Source organism: Rhodopila sp. (assembly GCF_965276935.1).
Taxonomy (GTDB): Bacteria; Pseudomonadota; Alphaproteobacteria; order Acetobacterales; family Acetobacteraceae; genus Rhodopila.
The window spans coordinates 95,903-116,829 of record NZ_CBDIBS010000003.1 but is presented as its reverse complement, the minus strand read 5'-3'; the positions used below and the strand labels follow the sequence as shown (position 1 = coordinate 116,829).

Annotated in this window: 16 protein-coding genes; 7 read left to right on the top strand and 9 right to left on the bottom strand. The window is 63.4% G+C overall.

Annotated elements, in window-relative coordinates:
- Positions 1 to 52: 52 nt before the first annotated feature.
- Both ACQY4S_RS08365 and ACQY4S_RS08360 read right to left on the bottom strand, forming a co-directional pair.
- On the bottom strand, positions 53 to 970 hold the full coding sequence (locus ACQY4S_RS08365) for an FkbM family methyltransferase (RefSeq protein ID WP_428484749.1): 918 nt from the start codon (positions 968 to 970) through the stop codon (positions 53 to 55).
- A gap of 158 nt (positions 971 to 1,128) precedes the next feature.
- Positions 1,129 to 2,262, bottom strand: coding sequence for an ISAs1 family transposase (locus ACQY4S_RS08360; RefSeq protein ID WP_428483659.1), 1,134 nt, complete (start codon positions 2,260 to 2,262; stop codon positions 1,129 to 1,131).
- 342 nt (positions 2,263 to 2,604) lie between these two features.
- Here ACQY4S_RS08360 and ACQY4S_RS08355 point away from each other — a divergent pair, with 342 nt between their 5' ends.
- Positions 2,605 to 3,741, top strand: a complete 1,137-nt coding sequence (locus ACQY4S_RS08355; protein ID WP_428484748.1) for an acyl-CoA dehydrogenase family protein — start codon at positions 2,605 to 2,607, stop codon at positions 3,739 to 3,741.
- 218 nt (positions 3,742 to 3,959) lie between these two features.
- Here the strand turns inward: ACQY4S_RS08355 and ACQY4S_RS08350 are convergent, their stop codons facing one another.
- Together ACQY4S_RS08350 and ACQY4S_RS08345 are read right to left on the bottom strand one after the other, a co-directional pair.
- Positions 3,960 to 4,769 carry an IS5 family transposase gene (locus ACQY4S_RS08350; protein ID WP_428483489.1) on the bottom strand — a complete coding sequence of 270 codons (810 nt, stop codon included), beginning with the start codon at positions 4,767 to 4,769 and terminating at the stop codon, positions 3,960 to 3,962.
- 771 nt (positions 4,770 to 5,540) lie between these two features.
- A complete protein-coding gene (locus ACQY4S_RS08345; RefSeq protein WP_428484747.1) occupies positions 5,541 to 6,470 on the bottom strand; it encodes a hypothetical protein in 930 nt (309 codons plus the stop codon).
- Positions 6,471 to 7,436: 966 nt separating this feature from the next.
- On the opposite strand from ACQY4S_RS08345, the gene ACQY4S_RS08340 reads away from it, so the two are divergent.
- Both ACQY4S_RS08340 and argJ read left to right on the top strand, forming a co-directional pair.
- A complete protein-coding gene (locus tag ACQY4S_RS08340) occupies positions 7,437 to 8,411 on the top strand; it encodes a peptidylprolyl isomerase (RefSeq protein WP_428484746.1) in 975 nt (324 codons plus the stop codon).
- A 25-nt stretch (positions 8,412 to 8,436) separates the two neighbouring features.
- Positions 8,437 to 9,681, top strand: coding sequence for a bifunctional glutamate N-acetyltransferase/amino-acid acetyltransferase ArgJ (gene argJ, locus ACQY4S_RS08335; RefSeq protein WP_428484745.1), 1,245 nt, complete (start codon positions 8,437 to 8,439; stop codon positions 9,679 to 9,681).
- Between the two features lie 160 nt (positions 9,682 to 9,841).
- Here argJ and ACQY4S_RS08330 read toward each other — a convergent pair whose 3' ends face one another.
- Together ACQY4S_RS08330 and fmdA are read right to left on the bottom strand one after the other, a co-directional pair.
- A complete protein-coding gene (locus ACQY4S_RS08330) occupies positions 9,842 to 10,168 on the bottom strand; it encodes an FmdB family zinc ribbon protein (protein WP_428484744.1) in 327 nt (108 codons plus the stop codon).
- A gap of 11 nt (positions 10,169 to 10,179) precedes the next feature.
- Positions 10,180 to 11,409 carry a formamidase gene (gene fmdA / locus ACQY4S_RS08325; RefSeq protein WP_428484743.1) on the bottom strand — a complete coding sequence of 410 codons (1,230 nt, stop codon included), beginning with the start codon at positions 11,407 to 11,409 and terminating at the stop codon, positions 10,180 to 10,182.
- A gap of 13 nt (positions 11,410 to 11,422) precedes the next feature.
- On the opposite strand from fmdA, the gene ACQY4S_RS08320 reads away from it, so the two are divergent.
- The 4 genes from ACQY4S_RS08320 (at position 11,423) to ACQY4S_RS08305 (ending at position 14,810) form a co-directional block, all read left to right on the top strand.
- Positions 11,423 to 11,653: a hypothetical protein gene (locus ACQY4S_RS08320; RefSeq protein WP_428484742.1), complete on the top strand. Its 231-nt coding sequence runs from the start codon at positions 11,423 to 11,425 to the stop codon at positions 11,651 to 11,653.
- A 29-nt stretch (positions 11,654 to 11,682) separates the two neighbouring features.
- Positions 11,683 to 11,829 (top strand): hypothetical protein, encoded by a 147-nt coding sequence (locus tag ACQY4S_RS08315; RefSeq protein ID WP_428484741.1) that lies wholly within the window; start codon positions 11,683 to 11,685, stop codon positions 11,827 to 11,829.
- Between the two features lie 124 nt (positions 11,830 to 11,953).
- Positions 11,954 to 13,609 carry a purine-cytosine permease family protein gene (locus ACQY4S_RS08310; RefSeq protein WP_428484740.1) on the top strand — a complete coding sequence of 552 codons (1,656 nt, stop codon included), beginning with the start codon at positions 11,954 to 11,956 and terminating at the stop codon, positions 13,607 to 13,609.
- A 166-nt stretch (positions 13,610 to 13,775) separates the two neighbouring features.
- Entirely contained in the window at positions 13,776 to 14,810 is a 1,035-nt protein-coding gene (locus ACQY4S_RS08305) for an aliphatic amidase (protein WP_428484739.1), read from the top strand.
- A 216-nt stretch (positions 14,811 to 15,026) separates the two neighbouring features.
- On the opposite strand, the gene ACQY4S_RS08300 is transcribed toward ACQY4S_RS08305, so the two are convergent.
- The 3 genes from ACQY4S_RS08300 to ACQY4S_RS08290 are packed head-to-tail and all read right to left on the bottom strand — an operon-like array spanning position 15,027 to position 20,731.
- Positions 15,027 to 17,159: a hypothetical protein gene (locus tag ACQY4S_RS08300; protein WP_428484738.1), complete on the bottom strand. Its 2,133-nt coding sequence runs from the start codon at positions 17,157 to 17,159 to the stop codon at positions 15,027 to 15,029.
- Positions 17,160 to 19,853 carry a DUF4159 domain-containing protein gene (locus ACQY4S_RS08295; protein WP_428484737.1) on the bottom strand — a complete coding sequence of 898 codons (2,694 nt, stop codon included), beginning with the start codon at positions 19,851 to 19,853 and terminating at the stop codon, positions 17,160 to 17,162.
- Positions 19,850 to 20,731, bottom strand: coding sequence for a DUF58 domain-containing protein (locus tag ACQY4S_RS08290; RefSeq protein WP_428484736.1), 882 nt, complete (start codon positions 20,729 to 20,731; stop codon positions 19,850 to 19,852). Before ACQY4S_RS08290 ends, ACQY4S_RS08295 begins: the two co-directional genes overlap by 4 nt.
- Between the last annotated feature and the right edge of the window lie 196 nt (positions 20,732 to 20,927).

Sequence of the window (20,927 nt, the reverse complement as noted above, 5' to 3'; positions counted from 1 at the left end):
ACGGGATCAGGCGATCCGTGCCTTATTTGCAGTCGTTGTTGTTCAACAGATCCTAACGCGCAAGAACCAGCATCCGATCCTCATGCCCCGGACCCGCCAGGACCTCGTCAACGCCGATGGCCTGAACGCCCAGACGATGATCGATGACGGCCAGCGCAAAACCGGTTTCCAGCATGCGATGCAGAAAGGCGGCCGCATCGTGATAGCGGTCTGGGGTGAACTCGATGAACACGACCAGCGGGTTGCGCCGCGCGAGCACGCGGCTCATGCCGCGCCAGATCGCCTGTTCGGCGCCTTCGGCATCAATCTTGATGAAGTCGACCGGGCCCTCGCCGATCAGCTCGTCCAGCGTTGTCGTAGTCAAGGCATGCGCGTGTGGCGTGTCGCCGCGGGCTGAACCCAAATAGGCATTTTGCGGCAGGCCGGCCGGCACATGCAGCATGACGTGATCGCCGCGCCGCTCGGACAGCGGTTCCGCGCAGAGCGACACGCGGGAAGCGTAGCCGTTGATCCGCAGTGAACGGCGTAGCAGGGACATCATGCGCGGGTTCGGTTCGACGGCGTGCACGCGGCCGCTGGCACCGACCAGATCAGCCAGCAGCAGCGTATAGTACCCGAGATTGGCACCCACATCGACCACCGTCATGCCCGACCGCACGAAGCCCATGATCGCCTCGGTGACCCAGACTTCCCACAGGCCGTCGAGCATTAGATGCGGACTGAGGCCCTCGTCACCTAGGTCGACATACATCTTGTAGCGACCCAGCGTGCGGCACAGGATCGTATCGTCCGATATGCGAACCGTGTCGCATAGACGGCGGATCGTGGCCTCGTTCTCGTCGCGCGAACGGGTTTGAAGCAGGCCAAGATCGAACAGGCGGCCGTCGTTGAGATCCGGCTGCTGTTGCGGCGGCTCGCGATCGGGCAAGGGATCGGGCAAGGGTGGTGGACGACGGTTTCTGCCGAACAAGTCTTGCCTCCTGGGTTGAAACAGCCTGCCGCACGGGCGAGAACCCGCGTCTGCCGGGTGCCAGGCGTCGGACTTCCGGCCGAACCCATCCGGTATCGCTGGAATACGGGTTGCGCAAGGCATCCCAGGCGATCGCTCAGGGGAATCGCTTGAGTGTCTCATGCGATGCGCCGGATGACGTTTTCCAGATAATCCTGATTCCAGCCGGCCTTTTTACGGCGGTTCTTAAAGCTGGTGACGGGTTTCGCCTGGTTCAGTAAATTCATGGCAGTATGTTTCACGACCGCCATGTTGGCAGGGCCATGAGCGGTGCGCAGGCGCGCCAAATCGTCGTGGAATACCACATCCAGCACCCAGTGCAGCCGGTTCTCAATGCCCCAGTGGCTCCGCACGACCCTGGCGAGGGTCTCGGCACTGAGTTTGGTTGAGCACAGGTAGTATCGGGTTTCTGTCTGGATAACGCCGCCCCGCTCGGTTTCGCTTTCGATCATGCCGATGGCGGTCAGGCCAGGGAATGCAAATTCGCCCGGATGACGCCGCTCGGCGAACAGCCAGTTGATGTCGTGGCAGATCGTATGGCGGCGGGTTTCGATCCGGCCATGGTCGCCATCGACGGTCTCGAAGCTTTGCAGCGTCAGCGTTGGTGGTGGATCGGCAAAGACGGTTTCCACTTCGGCATAGGTCGCTGGCCAGTTCTCCTTCAAGGCCAGCACGTAATCGCCACCACCCTCGATGATCGTCTGGGCAATCTCCTTCTGCGTGCCCATGGCATCGATGGTCACCAACGCGCCGGCCAGTTCCAGACGACGCAGCAGCACAGGAATGGCGGTGATCTCATTGGATTTCGCCGACACCGCCTCTTGTCCAAGGACCAATCGCTGACGCGTCGCCCAGGCGGACACCGTATGCAGCGGCAGACGCCCTTTGCCGCGGGCATGGCTGCGACGCGAGGTCTTGCCATCGATCGCGATAATCTCGGGCGTGTCAGTCCGCAACCCGTCTACCCAGGTCAGGAAACATGTCTTGAACAGCTCAGGATCAATCGCCGCGATCACGTCGCACAATGTGTCGTGGCTCGGGATGCCGTGCTTGAACGGCAGAAAACGGCGGAGGAAGCCCTGGCGTTCGCTGCCCCACAGGCTGATTTCGACAAAGTCGTCCGCACCGGCGATGGTCCCGCAGAGCATCAGCAACAGGATTTCCGGTAGAGGATATAGCACCTTCGTCGCTTGGCGCGGGTCCCGGAGGGCCGCGAAGTGGGACAAGAAGCAGGGCTGGCTTGGCATGGACATAGAGACCTCCTGATGAGAGGCTTCCTATGAATCCGATTCTAGCCCGCACGGGAATCCCTCAACCACTCAAGCGATCGCCCTGGGCGATCGCTGCCGGCGCGTGCTGATACCGGACGTGGGGCCAACCAGCCTTGAACCGCCAAGGTCCGCGCGGTGACGGGATGCTCGAGGCTGGGGAACAATCGCCGGATTTCGTTGATCCCGGCCAGGCCTGGTGCCGGCCGGTTAGTCATGGGTCGTGGTGCAGCCCGCGGAAAATGCCCGAACCCGCCAATGTGGACCCGCCTTGCCCAAGGGTGTAAATCACCGGTTTCAAGACGTCGGTAACAAAGGGCACGCATCATGCCAGACAGCATTTCACCGCACGGCGACAGCCTGATCATCGACATGGTCCGCCGGTTCTCGCAGGACCGGCTCGCACCATTGGCGGCGGAGCGGGACAGGAAGAAGCGGATCGAGCCGGAGATCATCGCCGAACTGGGCGAACTCGGCGTGTTCGGCGCGACGACGCCGGCGGCGTGGGATGGCAGCGAAATCGACCCGGTCACCTATGCGCTGCTGGTGGAGGAGATCGCCGCCGGCGACGGGTCGGTGTCCACCATGGTGTCGGTGCATAATTCGCCGACCTGCATCGTGGTGAACAATTATGGCACCGATGCGCAGAAGGACCGCTGGCTGCGCAAGCTGGCGACCGGCGAACATGTTGGGTCGTTCGGGTTGACCGAGCCGCAGGCCGGGTCGGATGCCTCGGCGTTGCGCACCCGGGCGGTGCGGAAGGGGGATCGCTACATCGTTAACGGCGCCAAGCAGTTCATCAGCAACGCCACCCATCCGGGCAGCCTGGTGTTCTTCGCCGTCACCGATCCCGACGCCGGCAAGAAGGGGCTTTCGGCGTTCGTCATCGAGAAGAACCATCCGGGCTTCGCCGTGGCACGGGTGGAGGAGAAGCTGGGCCAGAAGGCCTCCGACACCTGCGCGCTGACGTTCGAGGACATGGAAGTGCCGGAAGACCAGCGCATCGGCGCCGAGGGCGAGGGCTACAAGATCGCGCTGTCGACGCTGGAAAGCGGGCGCATCGGCATTGCCGCGCAGAGCGTGGGGATGGCGCGGGCGGCGCTGGAGTACGCCATCGGCTATGCCCGCGACCGCCGAGCGTTCGGCGGGGCCGTGATCGATTTCCAGGCGGTCGGGTTTCGGCTGGCGGAGGCCAAGACCCGGCTGGAAGCCGCGCGCCAGCTTACGCTGCATGCCGCTCGGCTGAAGGCGGAGGGACGGCCGTCGCTGGAAGCGGCCTGCATGGCCAAGCTGTTCGCCTCGGAGGCGGCCGAGGCGATCTGCACGGCGTCGATCTCGACGCTGGGGGGGTATGGGTTCCTGGCGGATTATCCGGTGGAGCGGATCTATCGGGACGTGCGGGTTTGCCAGATTTATGAGGGGACGTCGGATGTGCAAAAGTTGATTTTGCAGCGGATGCTTTAGGGGCGGGCGACGCTGAACAGGCAGGGGCGGTAGCGGCGCGGCAAGTGGTCCAGAGAGTGTTTGATAATGGCGGGAAGTGTGATGACGAATGCAGGCTTACGACCAACCTGTCGCACGCCGCAGTGCCACCAAGGGTGTGGATATTAGGGAGGATAGAAGCGCCAGTGTAGCCGATCTGCATGCGGTGCTTTAAGCTTCATAATTGCCTCTAGAGGCTGTTATGAACCTACCGCCAGTGAAGCGACGCGTTTGAGCATGAGGCATACAAATGCAATGAGGTGAAATCCTGCCAGAGTACTGGCATATCGTTCATAATCCCTGACCAGGCGCCGAAAGCGGGTCATCCAAGCGAACGACCGCTCGACCACCCAGCGACGCGGTAGCAAGACAAAACCCTTTTTGGCTTCCGGCAACTTGACCACAACCAGTTCGATACCGTTGGCTTCGGCGGCCGCGGCGGCGTTGGGACCATTGTAGCCCTGATCGGCGAACGCAACCTCGACGTTGTTGTCACTCACGGCCTGCACCGTCCGGGTCAGTCGGCCGACCTCAACCCGCTCGTCGACATCAGCCGCAGTGACGTGCAGTGCCAGCAGACTGCCCAGCGTATCGACCGCCAGATGCAGCTTCGAGCCCTTTTTGCGCTTGGCACCGTCATAGCCCGCACGCTGCCCGCTTTCCGGCGAGGACCGCAGGGTACGGCTGTCGAGAATGACGGCGCTTGGCTCTGCTGAGCGGCCCAAGGCGTGGCGGAGCACCGCCCGCAAATCGTCAACCAGCGCCTCGAAACAGCCCGCTGCCAACCACCGCTGCGCCTGCTGGTAGACCGCTGCCCAGGGCGGCAGGTCATTTGGCATCCAGCGCCATTGCGCGCCGGTCTTGATGATGTATCGCAGGCCGTTGAACACTTCCCGTAGCGGATGGGCCCGTTGTCCGGCATCCTCCGCCAGCAAGGTCAGGTACGGCGCAACCAAAACCCATTCTTCATCAGTTACATCAGACGGGTAGGGCTTGCGGACGGTGCTCATGCCTGCAAACTTGGTGATTACTCCGCCGCAGGTCCATAACAGGCTCTAGGAATTAGAGCAATATTAGGATATATTTTGGTAGACCAAATCCACTCTTATGTGGGGCTATCGAGAGATCAATTAAGATTCTCAAAAACGGCCGTTTTTTGGAGCGGTTCGATTTGAGTTCGACAAAGGGTGCAGATGCGACACCCGATCAACACTGTCCCATCAGCCGACTCTGATGTGGGGTGGTCAGACCCATCGAAACCTATGCTTCGTCATATTCTTTTCTGAATAGGATATGGCAGCGCTTAACCACCATTAGCAAGGTGAGAATAAAATGTATGTAAATAATCCACGATATTGTCGCGGCTATTCGTCCTGTCTTCTCTACCGCAAAAAAGAACAGAAATAGCAGAATCGAAATCGAAGAAATTAGAATGAGATAGGATATATTGGAGTTAGTTTGCTTCAATAGAAATTTTCTTGTGTCCAATCCCTCTTTCTGTATTTGGGAGAGTTTCTCGTCCTTGCTTGGACTCCATTTTCTATTGTATATGCCAAACGTGGCTACTTGGAAGTTAAGTAAAAGTGCAACAAATATCCCAAAAAACGTGATTGATATACTATAAAATTCCTTCGACGCCTTAATGCAGAAATAAGATGCTGCAATACCTACAAGAACTGGCACTAGAAAAAAGATAATAATATCAACAACAGAAATTCTTTTCGACACATCATTCCGCAAAGTGTCGATGTGATCAAATATAATTTGCCAAATGTTGACTTTCATTGTTGCTTGGACTTCCCGATGACCGTTTGGAAATCAGTTAATAGACTGGTTGATTCTTTACTGATCTCGGCATATACAGGATGACCGTTAGAAGCCCGCTTGATGCCAGTTAGGTCGATCACTCCAGCCTCGCTGTTTGAGCCGAGCATTCCGACCCGCCGTCTCTGTCCGCCGAATTCAATCTCGGCAACAGCCTCATTGAAGATGACGCCATCGTGTTTTACAACACCACCATTCGCAGCCTTCATTGAACTTGTCAGGTCGCCTAGGCTGCCAAGTATCCCTTTACGCCGCGCGTTTATAACAATTTGAAAGTCAACCCCTTGGTCAACGTGGGTGTTCAGATAACGATCAGCCACGTCGGACGAGGCGTTTCGTCTGATAAGACGCAGACCCTTAACCGGGGCGGCGTCGTAAATGCCTCCCGTTCCTGTCGGCAAAAGTTTCTTAAAATGCAGGGAAAATCCAGGGTTCCGTTTCCCGAAGTCATCCCGCATTTTTGCTGAGACCAACTCAACGCACGATCTCGCGGCAAAGGATTGGAAAGCGGCAAATCCGTGATTAAAGCCAGGTGGAAACCAATACTCATAAAAAAGAGGTATGATTTCGACGTGAGTTGTCTTGCGGCGAAATTCGGACACGTTCGTCTGAGAGTTTATAAGGTCACTTTCAAATCCAGATATGCCATACTGCACGACGCCCTTGCTATTTCCGGCTGTGTTGACGCGATGCTGAAAGTACCAGTGGCGGTCGCGCTCGCTTTCGTCAGGGGTCGCCTCGCGAGAAACAGCATTGCGACTTACGAACGACCTTACGAATTCGGGCAGGGTAACGGCAATACCCTCTGCGTCAAAGGGCAGAGACTTCCGGTGCCGCGTGCGGCAGACTGTCAATTGATAGATGCGAATGCCAACTTTAGTGGGCATCTTTTCTAAAGCACCTTCCCGCCGATTCGTTCCCTGTCACGTCAGGTTCTGTTGCGCTAATTCGATGCAACTCGCAAGGGTCAGGGCTATCCAGATCGCAACCGCCATGTTTTGCCTGTCTGTTAATGGATCTGACCACCCCACATCAGAGTCGGCTGATGGGACAGTGTTGATCGGGTGTCGCATCTGCACCCTTTGTCGAACTCAAATCGAACCGCTCCAAAAACGGTCGTTTTTGAGAATCTTAATTGATCTCTCAATAGCCCCACATAAGAGTGGGTTTGGTCTCCCGACGTTGCATACTGGTATCACGCGATGAAGAAATCCTGCGGCTGCGAGCAAGGTCGCCATCTGCCAACTCAACCAGCCACCAAGCTCGCCACGGCGATCGCGATCTGCACCGCACGCGTCCTGTGTTCCCAGCCTGATGCGGCACCACCTCCTCCAAAGCTGGCGCAAACCGCTCATCGACCCACCGCCGCCGCCTGATCCGGAAATGGGGGCGCTTACGTCCGCCCTGAATCAGACCGCACGCGCCCAGCTAGGCCGCAGCCTACAGATCCAACAGGTCGATGCCGGATTGTGCAACGGCTGTTAATCGGAAATCCCCGCGCTGAACAGCTTCTTTCATGGTTTGGAGCAGTATGGATCGCGCTTCGCCGCCTCCCCGCCGCAGCGATGTGTCAATGATCGGGTCCAGAGCGCGTTCTGGCATCAGCGCCGCGTCGCGGTCGTGCTCGACAGCAAGAACCGGAACCCGAACTATTAGCCTCGGCGCAGCCGTGATACGGCAACCTATCGATCCGCTCCGCGCTCGGCTTTTCGTCCACCGCCGCAACCTAAGCCCATCGGAAACTCTGCCTGATTTCGGGGAAACGGTCGGCGTAAGCTAGTAAAGCAAGATCGCCGCCTTGTGAGGCGGCATGGCTTCGGTCATAAGGCGCGGGTTCTTCCAAAAGGGGCTTCATGCCGATTTTCCCGGACTGCTCATCCAGGGCTCCGGCCCACCTGCTCGCCGCGATCCTGATCCTTGGTTCGGCCGTCGGCGGGTCCGCCCTGGCCCAGACGCCGACCGCCCCGGCAGGCGCTGCGGCGGGGTCGCCACCGACCGCGCCATCAGCGTCGCCATCGGCGTCCACAGCATCCCCCGCGGCATCCGATCCGGTGCTGGCGACCGTCAATGGCGCGCCGATCCACATGAGCGACCTGAACGCCACGGCCGAGACGCTGCCGCCGCAGGCGCGCTCGCTGCCGCCGCAACAGCTCTACCCGATGCTGCTGGAGCAGTTGATCGATGCGCGCGCCCTGCTGGTGGAGGCACGCAAGACCGGCCTCGACAAGGACCCCGAGGTGCAGCGCAGCATGCAGATGGCGCAGGACCGGGCGCTGGAGTCGGCCTTTCTCAGCAAGGCGGTCCGGCCGCAGGTCACCGATGAAGCGGTGAAGGCGCGTTATGAACAGGATACCGCGGCCAAGGCCGGCGAGCCGGAGGTGCATGCGCGTCACATCCTGGTTGGGGATGAGGCGACGGCGAAGAAGATCATCGCCGACCTGAAGAACGGCGGCGATTTCGTGGCGCTGTCCAAGCAGTACAGCAAGGACCCCGGCGCCTCGGCGCAGGGCGGCGACCTGGGCTTCTTCAAGAAGACCGACATGGTGCCCGATTTCGCCACCGCCGCCTTTGCGCTGAAGGACGGCGAGGTGTCGCCGACGCCGGTGCATACCCAGTTCGGCTGGCATGTGATCCAGGTGCTGGGACATCGCGACGCACCCAAGCCAAGCTTTGACGAGGAGCGTGCTCAACTGCGGCAGTCGATGGTGCAGGCGGCGGTGCAGAAAGAGGTCGCGCAGGCGCGCGGCGACGTGAAGGTGGAGACGTTCAAGATGGACGGCTCACCGGCGAAGGCGACCGACACGGCGGAACCGCCGGCGGCGAAGTAGGCGACCGCTGATTGGGGGAAAAATCATGCCGACAGCCGTGTCTCCGCTGGCGGTGACCTTGCCTGAGCTGCCGCCGCTGGCGGGTGTCCGCCTGGCCGCGACGGCGGCCGGCATCCGCTACCAGGATCGCACCGACGTGGTGATGATGGAGGTGCCCAGCGGCAGCTCGGCGGCGGGCGTTTTCACCTCGAACAAGTGTCCCGGCGCGCCGGTGGACTGGTGCCGAGCGTCGTTGCGGGGCGGGCGGGCGCGGGTGGTGGTGGTGAACGCGGGCAACGCCAACGTGTTCACCGGCAAGGCCGGGCGGGACGCCTGTGCCGCCACGGCGGCGGCGGCGGGCAAGCTGGCTGGCTGTCCGGCGCGGCAGGTCTTCGTCGCCTCCACCGGCGTGATCGGCGAGGTGCTGCCGCATGACAAGCTGACCGCGGTGTTGCCGGCGCTGCGGGAGGGACTGGCCGAGGACGGCTGGGAAGCCGCCGCACGCGGCATCATGACGACGGACACGTTCCCGAAGGCGACGACCCGGGTGGCGCAGATCGGCGACGCGCAGGTGCGGATTACCGGCATCGCCAAAGGCAGCGGGATGATCGCGCCCGATATGGCGACGATGCTGTGCTTCGTTTTCACCGACGCGAAGATCCCGGCGGATGCGCTGCAAACGATGCTGAACAAGGGCGTTCGTGGCAGCTTCAACTGCACGACGGTGGATTCGGATACATCCACATCCGACACGGTGCTGCTGATCGCGACCGGGCAGGCGAAGCATTCCAGGGTTCCGGCGGCGGATGGTAACGCGGCACGCAACCGAATGTTGGCGGATTTCTCGCGCGCGCTGAATGACCTGCTGCTGGACCTGGCGTTGCAGGTGGTGCGGGACGGGGAGGGGGCTCGGAAGCTGGTGAAGATCGACGTCACCGGAGCGGTGAATGCGCGGTCGGCGAAGCGTATCGCGATGACGGTGGCCAACTCGCCGCTGGTGAAGACGGCGATCGCCGGGGAGGATGCCAATTGGGGCCGCATTGTCATGGCGGTCGGCAAGGCAGGCGAGCCGGCGGACCGGGACAGGCTGTCGATCGGCGTGGGCGGCGTCTGGATGGCGCGGGAGGGCGCGGTGATTCCGGGTTATGACGAGGCTCCGGTGGTTGCGCACATGAAGGGACTGGAGGTGGAGATCGCCATCGATCTCGGGTTGGGGCGAGGGATGGCAACAGTTTGGACCTGCGACTTGACGCACGGGTATATTGACATCAACGGGTCGTATCGGAGCTGATAGACGCTGCGGAGCGGCAGGTCGAATAATGCATTCGCATAACGGTTTCGCATGCCCCTCCGCTGACGCCGGTTGCTCACGCGCTGCATGGCGGCGGCCACCGATGTCGATGGCCATACGCGCTAGGGCGTGGCGCCAGGCTTTCGCTCGCAGGGCGGTCTTAGTGACCGATCATCCAGGGGCGCTGGGTCGGGAAACTCTTGGCTGTCACGGCCTCCGCGGTCGGCTTCTTGCGGCCGGCGCCAGAACAGCAGCCACAGGAGGCAGGATGGCGTCTCGCGCGCGCCGGCGCGTTCGCACTGCGTTCGTTGACTTCACCCGCGCGCCGACGTCCTGGATCGACGCCGGACAGCGCTGGCGCGGTGAGCAACGCGCGCGGCGCGGATCCACCGCAACCTTCGCAGGGCTGCGGCCGCTGGAAGTCCGCCATCGGCCGCAACGCGGTGAACGGACCGCACTCGGAACAGAGATACTCGTAGACTGGCATCGCGTGACCTTTCAAACGTCGGCAGCGAGCGGCATGGTCACGCCGCCCTTGACACCGCCGCTCGGCCCGGCCGCACCGGGATTTATGTCGAAGTCGAAAATCTCGGTCGGCAGCCAGAGCGTCGCGCAGGAGTTGGGGATGTCCACCACGCCGCTGATATGGCCTTGCACGGGCGCGGTTCCCAGGATCGAGTACGCCTGCGCACCGGAGTAACCGAACTTCTTGAGGTACTCGATCGCGTTCAGGCAGGCTTGGCGATACGCGACGTTGATGTCCAGGTAGTGCTGCTCACCGGCCTCGTCGACCGAGATGCCCTCGAATATCAGGTAGTCGCTGTAGGCCGGCTTGATCACGCTGGGCTTGAAGATCGGGTTCTTGATGCCGTACTTCCCCATGCCGCCCTTGATCAGTTCCACCTTCAGATGAATCCAGCCCGGCATCTCGATGGCGCCGCAAAAGGTGATCTCGCCATCGCCCTGGCTGAAATGCAGATCGCCCATCGATAGCCCGGCACCGGGGACGTAGACCGGAAAGAACACGCGCGCGCCGCGCGAGAGATCCTTGATGTCGCAGTTTCCGCCATGCTCGCGCGGCGGCACCGTTCGGGCACCGGTGGCGGCGGCAGCGGCCTTGGCATCGCCCTGCAGCCGGCCCATGTGCGCTGTCGGCCCGAACGGGGCGTTGGCCAGCGGCGGCACGCGGGCCGGGTTGGTGGCGATCAGTCCAGTTTCCCGCCGGTTCCAGGTCTCCAGCAGCTTCGGATCGGGCAGGCAACCGATCAGTCCAGGATGGATCAGGCCGGCGAAGTTCACCCCTGGCACGTGGCGGGAGTTGGTGAACATGCCGTGGAAATCCCAGATCGACTTCTGCGCCTCAGGGAAATGATCGGTCAGGAAGCCACCGCCGTTCTTCTTCGAGAAGAAGCCGTTGAACCCCCAGGCATTATGCGGAAAGGCGCCGATATCGAGAAAGTCGACGACCAGCAGGTCTCCGGGTTCGGCGCCCTCCACACCCACCGGGCCACTGAGGAAATGCACGATGCTCAGGTCGATGTCCCGCACGTCGGCGGCCGAGTCGTTGTTCTTGATGAACCCGCCGGTCCAGTCGTAGCACTCGATGATGAAGTCCTGGCCGGGCTTGACGGTGGCGACCATGGGAATGTCCGGATGCCAACGGTTGTGGATCATGTCGTTATCGTAAGCGGACTGCGACAGGTCGACCTTGATGAGGGTGTCGGTCACGGAGTTCCCTTTCTTGCTGATGGTGGCAGTCTCGACTGAGATCGCGCAGACGACCTGGAGCATTCTGTTCGCCTATGCCGGTGCGCGTTCATGGGTGCCGGTGCGCGTTCACCGGGACGATGTTGCCGCGCCGCGGTCGGAAGCGCAAAGCCTGCTGCCGCCATGCGTCACTACCGGGCGCGATACACGGACGTCGTCATCATGCGTCAGCATCGTCGGCCATGTCACGGCGATCCTCTTGTAGTTCGCTGGGCATCGCACGCACCTCGTTTCGTGGATCTGACAATCGAGCGTCAACGTCTCGCGGATGCGCCGAACGAGTCCGACCCGCCGATCGAACCACTGTCGTATCAGTTTACCGGTGCCTATACGCTACATTCCGCCAATACAGAACGCCATGTCTCGGGCGTGCGCTGGTAAATATCGCGGTCAAACAATGTACAACTTTTTGTTATATGTATTACGTTGCTGTTGCCTGGTTACCCCATGGTGTCGCGCGGCATTCGTCGCCTAAGGTTCCGCCTTCCATCGGGAGTCTGGACAGATGTCTGACATGACCACCGCCAAGCCAGGGATGCGTCGATCCTATAACAAGCTGGTCAACAATCCGGTGCTGGAAGACTATTCGCTCCGATACGCACCGAAAAGCTTCCGCACCTGGTCGACCTATGCGGTCGCGTCTGCTGCCCTTGGTGGTATCGCCTACCTGGCGGACCAGGCGATTGGCGGTTCGCTCGCCGTGCAGTTCGGCTTCGAGAATGCGTTCTGGGGTATTCTGGCCGCGGCGCTGGTGATCTTCCTGACCGGAATTCCCATCGCCTACTACTGCGCCAAGTACAATGTCGACGTCGACCTGCTGACCCGCGGCGCAGGCTTCGGCTATCTCGGATCCACCATCACTTCGGTGATCTACGCGTCGTTCACTTTCATCTTCTTCGCGCTCGAAGGGTCGATCATGGCCCAGGCTTTCTTGCTGTACTTCGGCATCCCGTTGCCTATCGGTTACGCGCTAGGCTCGCTGATCATCATTCCGCTCGTGGTGTTCGGCATGACGTTGCTGGCGAAGTTGCAGGTCTGGACGCAGCCGCTCTGGCTCCTGCTGCTGTTCGCGCCGCCCGTGGCGGTGCTGGCGGTGGACAAGAACGCGATCCATGACTGGGTCACCTTCGCGGGAAACTCGCCAAGCAAATCAGGCTTTGATTGGCTGTTGTTCGGTAGCGCCGCCGGCATCGCGCTGTCATTGATCGCTCAGATCGGTGAGCAAGCGGACTACCTGCGCTTTATGCCGGACAAGACGTCGTCCAACAAGGTCAGGTGGTGGCTGGCGGTGATGTGCGCCGGTCCGGGCTGGGTCGTGCTGGGTGCCGCGAAGCAATTGATGGGCTCGTTCTTCGCATCGGTCGCGGTCGCGAACGGCACCTCGCTGACCGAGGCCAATGAGCCGATACAAATGTATATCGCTGGCTACAACTACATGTTTCCCGCCTTCGCCGCCTTGAGCGTCGCGACCTTCTTCGTCATTCTGTCGCAGATCAAGATCAACGTGACCAACGCCTATTCCGGCTCGCTGTCCTGGTCGAACTTCTTCTCGCGCCTGCTGCATGCCCACCCCGGCCGCGTGGTGTACATCTTCCTGAACGTGGCGATCTCGCTGACGATGATGGAACTGAACATGTTCTCTTTCCTGGGCAAGATCCTTGGCTTTTACTCGAACGTCGCGGTCGCGTGGGTTGGCGCGGTGACCGCCGACCTCGTTATCAACAAGCCGCTGAAGCTGAGCCCGCATTACATCGAATTCAAAAGGGCCCACCTCTACAACTTCAATCCGGTTGGCTTCGGCTCGATGCTGTTCGCGTCCTTCGTGTCGATCATTGCGTTCTTTGGCTTGTTGGGGGAGGCGGCGCAGGCGTTCTCCGCGTTTATCGCGCTCGTCCTGGCGTTCGTCGGCTCACCGATCATCGCCTTCGCGACCAAAGGACGCTACTACCTGGCCCGGCAGCCCTACGACGACAGTCATGTCGCGGGCGATACCTTGGCCTGCGTCACCTGCGGCTACGACTACGAAAAGAAGGACATGACGAGTTGTCCATTCCACCATGGCACGATCTGCTCGCTGTGCTGCTCGCTCGAGTCGTCCTGCCACGACATGTGCAAGCCCGCCGCCGGCAGCGTTCCGGCGGTGGCCGCCGGCCGCTTGTAGGCGATCGCCGCTCGTGGTCCGATGCGGCCGGGGACCTCAGCCCGTTGGTTGAGCCGGCCCACTGAACATGCGCGTGCTGTGGCTCGTCCCGCCTCGTCTGGTCAGGTAGCGCACCCGGCACGGATCCCGCCGTGCCCTGTCCTTTCGGCAACAGGAGAATGATGACGTGATACATGGCGATATCGGCAGCAGCCGCGATTCGGTCGGCGTGGCCGTGGTGAATTACAAGATGCCACGGCTGCACACGAAGGCGGAGGTGCTCGCCAACGCACGCGCAATCGGCGACATGATCTGCGGCATGAAGGTCGGACTGCCTGGAATGGACCTGGTGGTGTTCCCGGAATACAGCACGCATGGCATCATGTACGATCGGCAGGAGATGCTCGACACTGCAGCGGTCCTGCCCGGCGAGGAGACGGACATCTTTGCCGCCGCATGCCGCAAGGCCGGCGTATGGGGTGTGTTCTCCTTGACCGGCGAGCGGCATGAGATGCACCCGGAGAAGGTGCCGTACAACACGCTTATTCTGATGAACGACCAGGGAGAAATCGTTCAGAAGTACCGGAAGATCATGCCGTGGACGCCGATCGAGGGATGGTACCCCGGTGACTGCACCTATGTCTCGACCGGGCCGAAGGGACTGAAGATCAGCCTCATCATCTGCGATGACGGCAACTACCCAGAGATCTGGCGCGACTGCGCGATGCGTGGCGCGGAACTGATCGTGCGGTGCCAGGGCTACATGTATCCTGCCAAGGAGCAACAGATCCTGATGGCGAAGTCCATGGCCTGGGCGAACAACGTCTACGTTGCCGTCGCCAACGCGTCCGGCTTCGACGGCGTCTACTCGTACTTCGGCCATTCCTCGGTCATCGGGTTCGACGGGCGGACGTTGGGTGAATGCGGCACCGAGGAGAACGGCATTCAGTACGCGCAACTGTCAGTGCCGTTGATCCGCGAGGCGCGACGGTCGATGCAATCCCAGAACCATCTCTTCAAGTTGCTGCATCGTGGCTATACCGGAATGATTAATTCGCGCGAGAACGCCAGCGGCAAGGCGGAGTGCCCGTTCGAATTCTATCGCCAGTGGGTGGCCGACCCGGAAGCGATGCGCGCGCAAGTGGAGGCGTTGACGCGGCAAGAGGTCGGCGTGAGCGACTGCCCGATTGAGGGGATCCCGTCGCGGCAAGCCGCGGAGTGATGCCCGTCGCGCCACGAGGTGGCACCTACGCGGTTCGGTCCGCTTTGCGCCAGAAGGGCTAGCATGCCGCTTCCGGGCATCGGAAGAACGGCGGCCGTGTGGTCGCCGGTCGAGGATATTGCGCCATGCCGTAGTTCGCGGAAAGATGCGTTGCTGACGCAGACCGCGGGGAGCAGCCTGGATCAGGCGTTGCTTGCGCTGCGACCGGCCGTCAAGTCACCGACCCTCCCGCCGCCACGCCAGCAGCAGCAACCCGACCATCAGCGGCAGCGACACCCATCCGGGCAGCAGTTGCAGTGCCGCGACGCCGGTCACCACGTGATCATGCCGCCGCTCCAGCCCCACCCAGGCACTGCCGGACGCCGTACTAGCTTCGTCGGTCCGACGCAGTTCCGGCACGTCCTCGCCCGACGCGGTGGCCAGCCAATGCACCCCGCCATCCGATGCTCGTGCCAGAGGCCCAACCACGCTGGCGGTCGCCCGCAAATCCGCTAACTCCGGCGGGTTGGCCGCGCCGGCGGCGGCATAAGCCGACTGTTTCCCCTGCGTCACCTGCCAGACCCCCGGCACCGGCGCGACACGCGTCGCTGTCGCTCGCCCGGGCGAGTCCTCGTGCAGCGCCACCGTCTCGGTCTTGCCATCCGGATCGGTGACGATCACCTGCCCCGGCGGCGCCGGATCGGTTGAGCGGCGCTCAATCAGCAGCCGCCCATCGGTCACCCGCGCGGTCAGCGCGTTCTCCTCCAGGTCCGGCTCCTGCATCAGCCAATGCGCGATCCGTCGCAGCAACTCAGCCTGCGGCCCGCCGCCGTCATGGCCGCGCGACCAGAGCCAGATCTGATCGGACAGCAGCAACGCCGTACGCCCCTCGCCAACGCGGTTCAACGCCAGCAGCGGCTGGTGGTCAGGCGTGCGCAGCAACACCTCGCCGTCCACCGCACCCGGCTCGATGCGCTGATACCACGGGCCCCAGGTCGGCGCCTTAGGGGGTGCCGTGGCAGGTCCCGCGGCAATGCCTTCGGCGGCTGCGTCGGGCGGATTGGCGTCGGCCAGGCCCTCAGTAACCGGATGCCGCTGCCCGAGTTCAGAGACCCAAGGTCGGAAGCGGCCATCCACAACAGCGTCGTTGCGCGCCGGCCCGGCGGGCAGCACGGCACCGAGTGGCGACGAAGCCAGGCTGCTGCCGCCGGCGAATTCGGGGCCGACGCTCATGAGCAAGGCGCCACCCTGGCGCACCCGGTTGGCGATGTTCGCCAGATAGGGCAGCGGCAGCAGACCGCGGTTCTGGAACCGGTCCAGGATGATCAGGTCGAACTCGCCGATCTTGTCGACGAACAGCTCGCGCACTGGAAAAGCGATCAGCGCCAGCTCGTTCAGCGGCGTGCGGTCGTCCTTCTCCGGCGGCCGCAAGATGGTGAAATGCACCAGATCGACCGACGGATCGGCTTTCAGCAGGCGCCGCCAGGTGCGCTCCCCCGGATGCGGCTCACCGGAGATCAGCAGCACACGCAACCGGTCGCGCACGCCGTTGATCTCCACCACGGCACGATTGTTGAGCTGCGACACCTCGCCCGGCAGCGGACTGGCGGCCATCTCGATCACGGTGGGGCCGGCGCGGGTGATCGGCACGTCGATGCGCTGCTCGACGCCGACCGGGACGCTTTCGACGCGGAACGGTTGACCGTCGCGGCGGACCGTCAAGGTGGCCGGTCCGGTGTGACCAGTCGTACCCAGGTCATCGATGGCAACCCGCAGGGTGATGGATTTGCCGACAATCCCGTAGCCCGGTGCCTCGATCACCCGCAGCCGGCGGTCGGTCTCCTCGCCCCGGCCGGTCAGCAGCATGTTCAAGGGGGCGCCACCAGGGGTGGTCGATGGCACGTCGTGGATCTGCCCGTCGGTGATGGCGATGGTGCCAGCCAGGCGGGATCGCGGAATGTCGGCCAGGGCACGATCGACTGCGCCGAACAGCCGCGTGCCGGCGTTGCCGGCTTCCGGCACGGTAACGGTCCGCAGCTCCAGGTCCGGTAGCCTTGCAGCCTGCGCCTCGATCGACTGGCGCGCGCGGTCAGCCAGACGCGCCCGATCGCCGACCTGCATGGAGGCCGACTGATCGACCACAAGCAGGCCGATATCGCGCAGCGACTGCCGGGTTTCCTGCACCAGCCGTGGCCCGGTCAGCCATAGCAACAACACGCCGAAGCCGATCAGCCGGAATAGCGTTCCCTTTGCGCGCCGCCACAGACCGAGTGCCACGATGGCAGTACACAACAGCCCCAGTGCCACCAGCAGCCATACCGGCAGCAGCGGATCGAAGCGAATGGCGGCGATAACCTGTTCCGGCCGCATCTATTGTCCAAGCCGCTGCAGGATGGCAGGCACGTGCACCTGGTCGCCCTTGTAGTTGCCGGTCAGCGCGTACATGACTAGATTGACTCCGAAACGGTAGGCCAGCGTTCGCTGCCGTTGGCCGCCGGGAATGACCGCGTAGGGATTGCTGCCGTCCGGACTGATTGCCCAGGCGGCCGCCCAGTCGTTGCCGCCGATGATCACTGGGCTGACGCTGTCGTTCGTCCGGTCCTGGTCACGCTGCACCCAGACCGTATCGCCGGTGAAGCGGCCGGGAAACTCCGACAGCAGATAAAACGCCCTGGATAGTACATGATCCACCGTCAGGGGCGCCAGCGGCGGTATGATCAACCCGTGGCTGATCCGCTTCAGCGCCGCCTCGGTGCCTGGTGCGAAACCGCTGCCGGAACCAGAATCGCGGGTATCGATCAGGATGATCCCGCCGCGGCTCATGTAGTCGTTCAGCGCCGCCGTCTGCGCTGTGGTTAACGGTTCGGCGTCGGCGATGATCGGCCAGTACAGCAGCGGGTAGACGCTGAGGTCGGTCTGGCCGGGCTGCACCGGGTCAGGCTCGAACAACGTGGCCGCGGTGCGGCGATTGACATAGTCCGACAGCCCCTCCAGCCCGGATTTCGCGATGCCGTCCACGGTGGCGTCGCCCGAGGTGATGTAGCCCAGCCGCGTGTCGGTCGCCGGGCTGCCGCCGGCATCCAGCGCATGCGCCGGCGGCATCGCCAGCAGCATCAACGCTACGGCCGCGGTGGAAACGCGCGCGCGCAGCAGCCCGCGCAGGCCCAGCGAGATCAGCATGTCCACGCACAGCAGCAGGATTGCCAGCGCTACCAGGGGCGGACCCAGCGCCCGCTGCTGCGCCGAACCCTGGATGGTCTGCAAGGTTGCGCCGCTGATCGGCGGCGCTGCTTCCGGTAGGGACAGGCGGGTGCCCAGGTTCAGCGCCTGCCGCCCGTTTTCCGGACCATACAGACCAGGTGGATGACGCGGCGAGACCGCGGTCTTGGCAAAACTGTCGCCGCGCAAAGCGGTCGCCGCCGCCGGCGGCTGGGTCAGCAGGCCGAAGCCGTCCAGCGTCTCGGCCGGGGCAAGCATGGTCGTGTCCTCGGTTGTCGCCACGCCAACGGACAGTGAGACCAATCGCCGCAGCATGTCGACGAACAGGCCGGATAATGGCAGGTTCGACCAGTCGGCGTTGGCGGTCACGTGGAACAGCACGATGCGGCCGGCCCCCATGGTTGCCTCGGTCACCAGCGGCGTGCCGTCCGCCAGGGTCGCCCAGGTATGCGCCGCCAGGTCCGCCGTCGGCTCCGCCAGCACCTGGCGGTTGATCCGCACCTCCTGCGGCACCGGCAGGTCGGCGAACGGCGATCCGGGCGGGAATGGTGCCAGGCCGGCCGGCTGGCTCCAGGACAAGGCGCCGCCAAGCTGACGGTCGCCGCTGAGCAGCCGGACCGGCAGCAAGGTATCGGTGTCGTTGCCAGCTTCCTCGGCGGTGCGCGGTCCGGCGAAGCGGATCAGCAGCCCGCCCTTGCGCACCCAGTTTGTCAGCGCATCGCGCTCCGCCCCATCCGGCAACGGCCGATCGGCCAGAATAAGCACGGAGACGTCCCGCTTCAGCAGCGTCGCCGCATCGCCGGCGCGCAATTCGGCGAACGGCTCCAGCGCGCGCCGCAGGAAATACAGCGGGCCGGCGAATGGCGTTTCGGCGCTGGCCTGGTCGCCGGACAGCAGCCCGACCGGCCGCCGCCGCCAGCGTTCATCCAGCAGCACCACGGATCCGGCGCCAGGCGGCCCTTCCAACACCAACCGGTTGAGCCGGTTGCGCAGCTCCGGTGGCAATTCAATGCCGGCCGAAGCCACCGAGGCGCCCGCCGGGATGTTGATCGTGGTACGCGCCAACGTGCGCCCGTCACCGCTCTGCGCCAAGATGCCAGCCTTCGTCGGGGCGCTTGTCGGCACCTGCGCCAGATGCGCGACCAGGCGATCGGCTTCGTTCGTCGGCGGCAGCAGCAAAGGTGAAGGGATGGTGTCGCAACAAAGCTCGGTGACCGCGCCGGCATCACGCAGCGCCTGGGCAAACGTGGGATAATCCGCGCCGTCGGCCAAACCGTCCGGCACGTAGACCACGGACGCGGCCCGCGCATTCGCCTCGTGCCAGGCACGGATGGCGGCCGCGGCGGCGGCGCGGTCGGGCGGCCAGGACTGTGGCTGCAAGCCGGCGAGGCGGGCGCGCAGTTCGGGAATCGGCATGGCCGCGGTGACGGTGATTGGCGCGCCGCTGCCATCCGCGGCAGTGGACAGCAGTGCGGCTTTGCGTCCCGCCCGCTCCGCCCGGTCCAGCAGCGTCCCAGCGGCTTCCTTGCGGCGCGCCCAGTCGTTCGCGGCAGCCCAGCCATTGTCCACGACCAGCAGGACCGGACCCTTGCCCGCCAGGACCGACCCGGCATCGAGTACCGGGCGGGCAAGGGCCACGATCACCAGCGCGGCGGCGATCAGACGCAGAGCCATCAGCCACCAGGGCGTACGGGCCGGGGTTTCCTCGGTCGCGTGCAGGCCCAGCAGAAAACGCACGGCGGGAAAGTCTTCCGACTTCGGCGCGGGCGGCGTGACACGCAGCAGCCACCAAAGCATTGGCAGGGCGAGCAGCCCGACCAGCACCCAAGGTGCGACAAAGATCATCGCGCCGCCAACGCGGCGTATATTGTCAGCAAGGCTGTCTCCGGTGTGTGGTCGGTATGATGCACGCCGAAGCCGAAGCCCACGGTGGCGCAGAGTGACGCCAGTTCCTGTTGTTGCGCCTTCAGCCGCTGCGCATAGGCGTCGCGCACCGACTCGACGCGGGGCACCAGGGTATCGCCGTCTCGCTCCAGCCCGCGGAAGCGGATGCGGCCGCGGTACGGCAGGTCGGCTTCCGCCGGGTCCAGGATTTGCAGCAGGTAGCCAGTGACCGGAATGGCTGAGAATCGGCCGAGCATGGCCTTCAGGTCGTCGAGGGGCGAGAGGAAGTCGCTGAACAGGACAATCGTGCCGTGGCGCGGCAGGCGCACCGGCGGCGGCAGGCCGCTGTCGTCGTCAGTGCGCACTAGTTCGGCAGCAAGTCGATCAAGTCCGGATCGGCTGGCGATGGGGCGGGCGCCATCGTGCATCATCATAACCCGCTCCCCGCCGCGCAGCAGCAGGGATGACAGGGCGAGCAGCAGCAGATCGGCGCGATCGCGTTTTTCAACCGGGACCTGGCGCGAGCGCCATCGCATGGACGCTGATCCGTCCCGCCATAGGCAAACAGTTTGCGCGGCTTCCCACTCGGTTTCCCGGATGAACCAGCCTTCCGGCGCGCCGCGGCCGGACTTGGCGGATTGCCGCCAGTCGATCCGCGCCACGGAATCCCCGGATACGAACCGACGGAACTGCCAGAAGCTGTCACCCTGACCAACACGACGGCGGCCATGCACGCCTTGAGCCACGGTGGAGGCAACGCGTTCCGCCGCAACCAGCAACGGCGGCAGGCGGGCGCCGATGGCCTCGGCTTGCAGGGCGTCAGTGGGTGCTAGGGACATGGGAACAGATCAAACTGCTGCGGGTCGATTGCTTCGGGTCGGGCGCGGCCGCCACCGCCGTCATGGCGGGCGCATGGTCGCCGTCCATGGCGTTGCGTGGGCCACGACCTCAAGGCGTGGATGGCGGGCCTGCGCCCGCCATGACGAGGGAGCGGTGCGGCGCCGCGACGAGGGAGCAGTGCGGCGCCATGACGAG